Source organism: Streptomyces sp. NPDC058758, assembly GCF_042746075.1.
In the GTDB taxonomy this organism is placed as follows: Bacteria; Actinomycetota; Actinomycetes; order Streptomycetales; family Streptomycetaceae; genus Streptomyces.
Genome location: NZ_JBHYPS010000081.1, coordinates 1 through 9053, shown reverse-complemented (window position 1 = coordinate 9053; position 9053 = coordinate 1). Strand labels below are relative to the sequence as shown.

Annotated in this window: 6 protein-coding genes and 1 pseudogene; 4 read left to right on the top strand and 3 right to left on the bottom strand. The window is 75.6% G+C overall.

Annotated features, from left to right (window positions below; genetic code table 11):
• Window positions 1–1256: 1256 nt before the first annotated feature.
• Entirely contained in the window at window positions 1257–2267 is a 1011-nt protein-coding gene (locus ACFW6A_RS38900; RefSeq protein WP_351853722.1) for an aldo/keto reductase, read from the top strand.
• Between the two features lie 44 nt (window positions 2268–2311).
• Window positions 2312–2740, top strand: coding sequence for an SRPBCC family protein (locus tag ACFW6A_RS38895; RefSeq protein WP_386646613.1), 429 nt, complete (start codon window positions 2312–2314; stop codon window positions 2738–2740).
• A 444-nt stretch (window positions 2741–3184) separates the two neighbouring features.
• Here the strand turns inward: ACFW6A_RS38895 and ACFW6A_RS38890 are convergent, their stop codons facing one another.
• Window positions 3185–3937: an anti-sigma factor gene (locus tag ACFW6A_RS38890; RefSeq protein ID WP_386646611.1), complete on the bottom strand. Its 753-nt coding sequence runs from the start codon at window positions 3935–3937 to the stop codon at window positions 3185–3187.
• On the bottom strand, window positions 3934–4521 hold the full coding sequence (gene sigK, locus ACFW6A_RS38885) for an ECF RNA polymerase sigma factor SigK (protein ID WP_386646608.1): 588 nt from the start codon (window positions 4519–4521) through the stop codon (window positions 3934–3936). The genes ACFW6A_RS38890 and sigK overlap by 4 nt, the downstream gene beginning before the upstream one ends.
• 691 nt (window positions 4522–5212) lie before the next feature.
• Between sigK and ACFW6A_RS38880 the strand changes: the two genes are divergently transcribed.
• The gene (locus ACFW6A_RS38880) at window positions 5213–6232 is read left to right on the top strand and encodes a DUF389 domain-containing protein (protein ID WP_351857252.1); all 1020 of its coding nucleotides are present in this window, start codon (window positions 5213–5215) and stop codon (window positions 6230–6232) included.
• A 63-nt stretch (window positions 6233–6295) separates the two neighbouring features.
• Here ACFW6A_RS38880 and ACFW6A_RS38875 read toward each other — a convergent pair whose 3' ends face one another.
• Complete coding sequence (locus tag ACFW6A_RS38875; RefSeq protein ID WP_386646605.1) at window positions 6296–8200, bottom strand: NAD-binding protein; 1905 nt, start codon at window positions 8198–8200, stop codon at window positions 6296–6298.
• Window positions 8201–8785: 585 nt separating this feature from the next.
• Here ACFW6A_RS38875 and ACFW6A_RS38870 point away from each other — a divergent pair.
• A pseudogene (locus tag ACFW6A_RS38870) lies at window positions 8786–9053 on the top strand (fasciclin domain-containing protein); the annotation flags it as partial.

Here is a 9053-nt window from a genome sequence, read left to right as displayed (position 1 = left end):
ACCCCCCGGGGGGCCCCCCACGCCCCGGCCCCCCGCGGCGGGCGCCCGGGGGGGGGGTGGGGCGGGGGGCGCCCCCCGGCGCCCCCCGGGGTGCCGCGGTTCGCCCCCGGGTGGGGGCACCCATGACGAGCCTGAAGGCGACGCCGAGGGCGCTTTTCGAGCCATGGCCGACGGCGCGCCAGCGGGTGGAGTACTCCAACGGGCCCTGGTCAACGGCGGATTCGAAGCGGGCCGCGAGGACGGAGCGAGAGACGGCGCAGGCGCGGGCGAGTTCGGCGACCACCCAGGGGGTTTCGGGTCCCGGGGCAGGGCGGCCAGGGCGGCGGGGCGGCGTACCGGCCGGGGGCGTGGGGCGGGGCGGTGGCCAGGTGGAGGCGGAGGACGCGGATGACCGGGGGCAGCCGGGCGAGGAGGAGTTCCCGGGCTCGGGCGCCGAAGGAGAAGCCTCCGCCGACGAGGAGGATGTCCTCGCCGCGTCCCGCCCGGGCGGTGCCGTTCTCGTGGCGGGGAAAAGGGGTGGGGCGAGGACGGGGACGGCCTCCGGGCCGCTGCTCCGGGGGCTCGCGGGCATCCCGGGCGCGGGCTCGGTGCGGGCGGCGCGCTCGACCTGTCGGCCACGGCCTCGGTAGAGGCCTTCGTACGGGCGCGGGACGGGCCGCTCGACGCCCTCGTGGCGAACGCGGGGATCACGGCACTCCCCCCGCGCGTCCCGAGCCCTGCCGCAGAGGCACCTCGACGACGACACGAGGCGGGCGTTCGGGGCGATGGGCGGCGAGGGGAACCCGACACCTCCTCCCTCCCACAAGACTCCGGCGCAGGGGGCGGCCACGTCCGTCCTGCCGGCCGCCTCTCCCCTGCCGGACGGCGTCGTGGGCCGCCACTGCGAGGACAGCCAGGAGGCGCGGATCGTCCGCGGCGACGAGGAGGGCCCCAGGGGCGCGGCCACCCACACGCTCGATCCGGTGACGGCCGACCGGCTCCGGGAGTACACCACGGCCGGCCTACGCCACCCGGCCTGGCGCCGACGCCCGCGCGGAGCCGTGGCGGGGGCGGAGACGGGGCAAATAGGCGGGGGATCCAGAACCCCGCCCGCGAACACCGAACCCCACCCAAGCAGCGGACGCGCATATCCAGCTCTTGCATTAGCCAGCGCACGCAAATATTGTCTTCACATGTAAGGCGCGCCCGCAGCGAAAGGTGCGTGCGCGCACGGGGTCCTCGCGGCCCTCCCCCCACCCCTCTCGAAGGCACTTCCCATGTCGCTCAAGAACATCCTTCCCGGCCGCCTCGGCTTCGGCACCGCCCCGCTCGGCAACATGTTCCGCGCCATCCCCGACGACGAGGCCCGCGCCACCGTCGAGGCCGCCTGGGACCACGGCATCCGCTTCTACGACACCGCCCCCTTCTACGGTGCCGGCCTCGCCGAGGAGCGGCTCGGCGAGGTGCTGGCCGGCAAGCCGCGCGACGAGTACGTCCTGTCCACCAAGGTCGGCCGGGTCGTCCTCGACGAGCACGAGACCGACGTGCCCGACTTCGGCGAGAAGGGCGGCCTGTTCGAGCACGGCAACCCGAACAAGATCCTCCACGAGTGGACCGCCGAGGCCACCGAGCGCTCCATCGAGGGCAGCCTCAAGCGCCTCGGCACCGACCGGCTCGACATCGTCTGGGTCCACGACATCGCGCAGGACTTCCACGGCGACGCCTGGCTCGGCAAGTTCGAGGAGGCCCGCACCGGCGCCTTCCGCGTTCTGTCCCGCCTGCGCGACGAGGGCGTCATCAAGGCGTGGGGCCTCGGCGTCAACAAGACCGAGCCCATCGAGCTGACCCTCGCCCTCGACGAGCCGCGGCCCGACGGCTTCCTCCTCGCCGGCCGCTACACCCTCCTCGACCACGAGCACGCCCTCACCCGCCTCCTCCCCATGGCCCAGGAGCAGGACGTCGACATGGTCGTCGGCGGTCCGTACAGCTCCGGCATCCTCGCCGGCGGCACCCACTTCGAGTACCAGCAGGCGCCGGCCGAGATCGTCGAGCGCGTCGGCAGGCTGAAGGCCCTGGCCGACGAGCACGGCGTCTCCATCAAGGCCGCCGCCCTGCAGTTCTCCCTCGCCCACCCGGCCGCCGCGGCCGTCATCCCCGGCGCCACCCGGCCCAGCCGCATCGCCGAGGACGTCGCGGCCCTGAACGAGAGCGTCCCGGCCGCGTTCTGGACCGACCTGCGCGCCGCCGGCCTGGTCAGCCCGGCCGCCCCGCTCCCGAACAACGCCTGACCCTCCCCCATCCCCATCCCCCACGCAACGCCAGGAGCACCACCATGGCTTCCACGTCCGTCTCCCGCGTCGTCCCCGCCTCCCCCCAGCAGGTCTGGAACCTGATCGGCGGCTTCGACGCCCTCCCTGACTGGCTCCCGTACATCCCCGAGAGCACCGCCCTCGAAGGCGGCCGGGTCCGCCGCCTGACCAACCCCGACGGCGACGTCATCGTCGAGCGTCTGGTCGACTTCGACGAGGCCGAACGGCACTACAGCTACGCCATCCTCGAAGCGCCGTTCCCCGTCGACGGCTACGTCTCCACCCTCCGCGTCCACGTGGTCCCCGGCCGCGACGACGTCGCCGAGGTCCAGTGGTCCGGCCGCTTCAACCCCCAGGGCGCCACCGAGCAGGAAGTCGTCGACCTGTTCACCGGCATCTACGCCGACGGCCTCGACGCCCTGCACAAGACCCTCGCCGCCCGAGCCGCCTGACACCGAGGGCCCGCCGACTCGGCGCCTCCGACTCCGCCCGCCCCATGAGCGCACCCTCGTCGTCGCCCTGTTCGTCACCGTCCTCCACCACGCCTACGGTGCGTGATCCCGCCCGATCACGCACCACCGCCCCCAAGGGGGACAGACCCGGAGGCTGGGCGTCATTCGCCTCCGTGCGGCGCAGCGTCGCTTGGGCCTCGTCCTCGTCTCTCTCGTCGTCCCCCTGAGAAAGGTGCACCACAGGGTGCTCACGGAAAGGTCCGCCTGGACGGCGCCGACCACACGACCGTTGGGTGTCGGCGTCGCCGGCACCGGCACCGGCGCCTTACGGCTCTCCGTGCTTCGTCTCGGCATGCTCATCGTTTCCGCAGCCTTCCCTCCTTCGCTGAGCTCCTCACAACTCCCGGACGAGACGGAGGGCGGCGGTCGGCCAGGGCAGGGGCATCAGGCGGGCAGGGCCAGCAGGAGGAGGGGGTCGGTGGTGGGCTGGGGGGAGCCTCCGGCCGGTTCGAGGGTGAGGCCCACGGCGCCGGCGCCGGCGATGTCGCCGGCGAGGGGGACGGTGCCGTCGGAGCCGATGAACCCGGCGGGTCGCATGCTGCCGCCCTGGTCGAGCCAGAGCTGGTAGGTCGTGCCCTCGGCCGGGGTGGGCAGGCCGGTGGCGGTGAAGACGCCCTGGTTCAGGCGGTCGGAGCTGACGACGGTGGTGAGGGCGCCGTTGGTGGCCCGGCCGTGGACGGTACGGGCGTCCGGCGCGGCCAGCACCGTGCTCACCGCGTCGAGCTGTCGCTCGGCCTGCTGGACCTGCCGCTGGGCGTCCTGGCTCTCCTGGTACTGCCACGCGGCGAGGCCGGCGAAGGAGACCGCGGCGGCCACGCTCGCCGCCAGGGCGAGGGGGACGGCCTTGCGCGCGAGGACGCGGGGAGCGCGGCGGGCCGCACCGGTCGCGGGGACCGGGGGCGGGAGCTGGCGCACACCGTCGACCGCGGCCATGGTGCGCTCTTTGAGCGCGGGGGGCGGATCCTGGGCGGCGGCCCCGGCCAGGCGGGCGGCGGTCGCCTCGAACTCGGCCACGTCCCCGCGGCACTCCTCGCAGTGCGGGAGGTGCGCGGCGAAGTCCGCCCGCTCGGCCGGGTCGAGGGCGTCGAGGGCGTAGGCGGCGGCGAGGGCGTGGAGGTCGGAGCGGTGCTGGTTCATGTGGTCACCCCCATGCAGTCGCGGAGCCGGATCAGTCCGTCGCGCATGCGTGTCTTGATGGTGGGAAGCGGCGTGCGCAGGGCTTCGGCGACTTCACGGTAGGTCAGGCCCTGGTAGTAGGCCAGGGTCACGGCCTGGCGCTGGAGTTCGGTCAGGCCGCGCAGGCAGCGGCGTACCTGTTCGGACTCCAGGCGGGTCTCGACCTGCTCGGCGACCTCGTCGAAGGCGGTGGTGTGCTCCCTGGCCGCCTGCGCGTGCTCGCGGTCGGCGGCGGCCTGGGCGGAGCGGACGCGGTCCACGGCCCGGCGGTGGGCGATGGTCGCCGCCCAGGTCTGCACGCTGCCGGCGTCGGGCCGGTAGCGGGCGGCCTGGCGCCACAGGTCGATCATGACCTCCTGGGCGACCTCCTCGGACTGCGCCCGGTCGCGCACCACTTTGAGCACGATGCCGAAGACCAGGGGTGCCAGGGCGTCGTAGAGGGCGGAGAACGCCTGCTGGTCGCCCTGGGCGACCTTGCGCATCACCTCGGCGAGGGCATGGCGCGGCGGCGGGCCGGGGGCGTCGACGGGAACGGGCCGGTTCACCGGGCGGGCTCCGTGCGGAGCGACCGGACGCAGCCGTCCGGGACGGCCGTCCGGGGGCGGGGTGTCCATCGCATGCGGGTCCTGGTTCGGGGGGCGGGGCCGGCCGCCGCGTCGCGCGGGCCGCGGCCACAGGACCGGATAGGGCCTGTGCAGAGCCTTCGTAGCGGACGGGCAGGCGGATGGGTCCCGCTTTCGCCGCGGTCACTGCCCACACGTCACCCGTTCGAGTGAAACGCGTCCGGACCTCCCCACCTATGGGCCGGGGGCACCGAAGAACCGTCGAGGGTGGCAGGCGCCCCTGCCTCCCCCGGCGGCCCCGCACACTTCTGCGGGGCCGCCCGCCGTCCCTTCGCGGCGGCGGTACGGCCTCCGGCCTCGTACCGCCGCCGCGGAAGCGGGACCCGGCCCTTCGCCCGTGGGGGCGGCGGGGGCCGGTGGTCCGCCCGGGCCCGGGCGGCGCGCCGGCACGGCGCGCGCCGCACGCAGAGCCGTGGTCCCGGGCGGCCCGGGCGGGTCCGAGCAGTCAGGGCGCGGGAGGCACGGACAGCGGCCCTCCCGCGGCTCGCACCGGACGACGCCTTCCCCCTTCGGCCGAGCCGGAACCCCCACCGGCGGGGCGAGCCCGCCGCGTCTTCCTCGCCCTCGCTCCTCCGCGTAGCAGAATCCGGTCATATCGAGCGAAGGGGGCAGAATGGCCAGTGTCGACGAGGCGGCGGCCCGGCGGATGGCCGACGCGCTGTTCATCGAGCGGGCGTGGGGCAGCCGCAGTGCCTCGCGTTTCTGGGTGCTGCTGGTCCTGGCGGCGGTCATCGCGAGCGCGGGAGTCGTGGGGGATTCCACCGCCACCGTGATCGGGGCCATGATCGTGGCCCCGCTGATGACACCGATCCTCGGGACGGCGCTGGCCCTGGTCCTCGCCGACCGGGCGCACGTCGTGCGCAGCGCGCTGCTGGTGTTCGGCGGTGCGGTGGTGGTCGTGCTGATCGGGATGCTGCTGGGGTGGATCGCCGCGCCGCCCGACGCGTTCGCGAGCAACAGTCAGGTGTCCTCCCGGATCAGCCCGCGCCTGATCGACCTGCTCGCCGCGCTGGCCACGGGTACGGTCGGCGCGTTCGCCCTGGTCAGGACCGACATCTCCGACACCCTGCCCGGCGTCGCCATCGCCATCTCGCTCGTCCCGCCGCTGGCCGTCACCGGGCTGCTGCTCACCGTGCAGCGGTATCACGACGCCGGCGAGTCCGCGCTCCTGTTCGCCACCAACGTGGCCGCGATCGTCGCCACCGGCACCCTGGTCTTCCTGGGCTACCGGGTGCGCGACGCGGCCCGGTCGGCCGGACTCCCGGTGGGGGCGTTCCACGGCCGGACCCTGGCCGCGGTCGCGGCGGTGGTGCTGCTGGTCGCCGTCCCGCTCACCACGGGCACCGTCTCCGTCGCCCGGGACCGCGCCCTGGCCGCCGACGCCCGCCCCGTCGCCGAGCGCTGGGCGGCGGCCGGCGCCTGGCAGATCGCCTCCGTCGACGCCCGCAACGGCGTCGTCCTCGTCGGCGTCCTCGGCCTCCCGCCCCAGCCCGCCCCCACCGCCCTGCGGATCGCCCTCGACCGCGCGGGCATGGGCGACGCCGACCTCCAGCTCCGCCTCGTCGGCGGCCGCACCCACTGGTGCCCCGCGGGCACCACCAGCTGCTCCGTGGAGAGTTCACCTGTCGACTGAGCACGGCGGCCCGCCTCGTCCCGTCCCCCTGTCACGCCGTCACGCCGTCATCCCGTCACCCCGTCACCCCGCCGCCGGTTCGGAGGCGGGCCGCGGGCCGGTCTCAAGGAGTTCGGCGAGGCCGCGGCGGGTGGCGGCGATGACGACGCGGTCGCGGGGCCGGAGGACGTACCCGGGATGGAGGTTCCAGAGGAGTTCGGAGCGTTCGCCGTCGAGCGGAGCGGACGCGAGGTCGGGGCGCCGGGCGGAGGCGTCCGCGGTGTCGAGGGCGAGGACCCGCCAGGAGTCGGCGCGGAACGACTCGGCGACGGTCCGCCCTTCGAGCTGGGGGTGGCCGGCGACGAGGAGGGCGGCGAAGAGCAGGACCTTGCGCTCGACGGGGATCGCGCCGAGGATCTGGCGGCCCATCATCGCGCCGGCGAAGGCGGGGGCGGCGAGGTGGGAGACGCTGCGGCTGCGGGTGACGGCGTCGGGGTGGGCCGAGCGCAGGGTGCGGTAGACGGCGGTGGCGAAGTCGTCGTCGTAGAGGCGGAGCACCGTGCGCAGACCGCCGTGGAGGGTCCGGGCGGCGAGGACGGCCTCCAGGTTGGTGGTGTCGGAGCTGGTGAGGGCGAGCAGGGCGTCGGCCCGGTGCACGCGGGCCGCGTCGAGGACGCCGTCCTCGGTGACGTCGCCGAGGATCACCGGGACGCCCAGGTCGCGGGCGAGCGGGATGCCGCGGGCGTCGGGGTCCTGTTCGACGCAGACGACCGGGATGTCGTACTCCCGCAGCCGGGCGAGGACCCGGGCGCCGATCTTGCCCAGGCCGAGCAGCACGACGTGCCCGGAGAGGGTACGGGGCGGGCGGCGCAGCGCACCGGCCGTACGGAACGTGCCCAGGGCCTCCAGGGCGCCGGCCACGAGCAGCGGCAGCAGGGCCAGGCCGACCAGCCCGGACAGCAGCTGGAGCACCTGCCGGGCGGTCGGTTCCTCCACGGCGGGGTCGTTGATGGAGAACAGGTCGAGGAGGGTGAGGTACGCGGCCGCGACGGGCCCGGCGTCGGTGAGCGCGATCGTGGTGACGGTCAGGGTGAGGACCGCGGCGACGATGCCGGCCAGCGCCCACCGCAGGCGGGTCGGGAACACCTCGCCGAGCGGGGCGCCGCGACGTGCGAGCCGCCGGGGCGGCAAGGCGCGTCCGGCCCGGCGGACGGCCTCCAGGACGACGGTGCCCCGGCCCCGGGAGGCCAGGACGACCCGGTCGTCGGGCAGGAGATCGGGCCCTCGCGCCCCGCTCGCGTCCGAGCCCTCGGACCCGGCGGGGTCGGTCGTGGTCGACGACAGCAGCGCCAGCGTGCACAGCCCCGGGTCCGGGACCTCCCCGCGACCGGGCGCCGGGCGCTCCGCCGCGCGCAGCAGCAGGCCGCCCGCCTGCACCACCTTCCTGGTGTCGGCGATGGCCGTGGCGACGAGCGCCGGCGCGGCGGTGTCCGCGTCCGACAGCACCGTCGTGGAGGCGTCCAGGACGGTCCTGTCCACGCCCGGCTCGGTCACCAGGACGGCCTGGTCGAGGAGTTCCTCCAGCCGGTCGCCCAGCTTGCGGTTGTACATGCGGACGACCAGCCGCAGCCCGGGGTTGAGCCTGCGCGCGGCGAGGGCGGCCCGCACGTTGGTCTCGTCGTCCTCGTAGAGGAGCGCGAGGGCGGCGGCGGTTTCCACCCCGGCCCGCCGCAGGGCCTCCCGGGTGGGCGCGGGGGAGGCCACCTCCCGCAGCGGTGGCCCCGCTCCGGCGGAAGAGGGCTCCGCCGGGACGGGAGCGGCCGGCTCGACGTCGTGGTCCCGCGGGCCGGTGGCCGGGACGACGAGGACCACGGGGCGCCGGTAGACGTCCCGCAGCTCGACCGCCAGCCGGTGGGCGAGCCCGTCGTCACCGCAGACCACCATGTGGCCGTCGGCCCGGGGACTCTCCTGACGCGGCAGCAAGGACATGCTTCCCTCCGTGGTGGGGACGGCTCCGGCGGCCGCGCCGTGGAACCGGCGGGCGGGCGGCCCGGATCGACGGACCGCCGCGAGGGCGAAAGGGCGCGCGGCGAACCGGCGGCGGACCGCCACAAGGGCGAACGGGCGCACGGAGAAACGGCGTTCGCGCCGCAGCGTGCCACGGACCCGGCCCCGGGCGGACTGCCCGGCCCCGGCAACCTGAGGACGTGTTCCAGGCGTTCACGCCCCCTTGCCGCCCCCTTCCGGCACGTCCGGAACGAAGGCTTCGCCGTTCGGGCCCACCCGGCACCACCGCGCCGGCCTGCCCCGCCCCGCCCACGGGCCGACCCGGCACCACCGCGCGGGGACCGCCCCGGTCCGCCCCGCCCGCGGGCCACCGAACGGTCCCCTCCCTCACCACGGACACCGATCGGCACAGACGACCCATCCGCCGGAGGGTCCGCTCCGAATGCCGGGCATGAGCACCGACGTGACGCCCCCGCGCCGTCCGGGACCGCCGGATGCCGCGCGCGGTCGCCGCCGGATGTTCTCCGCAGTTCCCCGCACGCACGCGACACCTCAGGAGAGCACCCCATGAACACCCTGCGCTTCCGTCGTTCCGCGGTGGCCGTCGCCGCCGCGGCCACGCTGCCGTTCGCCCTCGCCGCCTGCTCCGACTCCGGGAACGACGCGATGTCCGGCGAGGCGACCTCGCAGGCCGCACCGCCCGCGGCAGAGGAATCCTCGGCCACGACGGCGTCCGACGCGCCGTTCGGTCCGGCCTGTGCCGGGGTGCCGAAGGAGGGCGCGGGCTCCTTCGACGGCATGGCCAAGGACCCGGTCGCCACCGCCGCCTCCAACA

Excerpts from the sequence above, each read along its gene's own strand:
- ACFW6A_RS38900 (WP_351853722.1), top strand. The coding sequence starts at position 1,257 with ATGTCGCTCAAGAACATCCTTCCCGGCCGCCTCGGCTTCGGCACCGCC.
- ACFW6A_RS38895 (WP_386646613.1), top strand. The coding sequence starts at position 2,312 with ATGGCTTCCACGTCCGTCTCCCGCGTCGTCCCCGCCTCCCCCCAGCAG.
- ACFW6A_RS38890 (WP_386646611.1), bottom strand. The coding sequence starts at position 3,937 with ATGAACCAGCACCGCTCCGACCTCCACGCCCTCGCCGCCGCCTACGCC.
- ACFW6A_RS38880 (WP_351857252.1), top strand. The coding sequence starts at position 5,213 with ATGGCCAGTGTCGACGAGGCGGCGGCCCGGCGGATGGCCGACGCGCTG.
- ACFW6A_RS38875 (WP_386646605.1), bottom strand. The coding sequence starts at position 8,200 with ATGTCCTTGCTGCCGCGTCAGGAGAGTCCCCGGGCCGACGGCCACATG.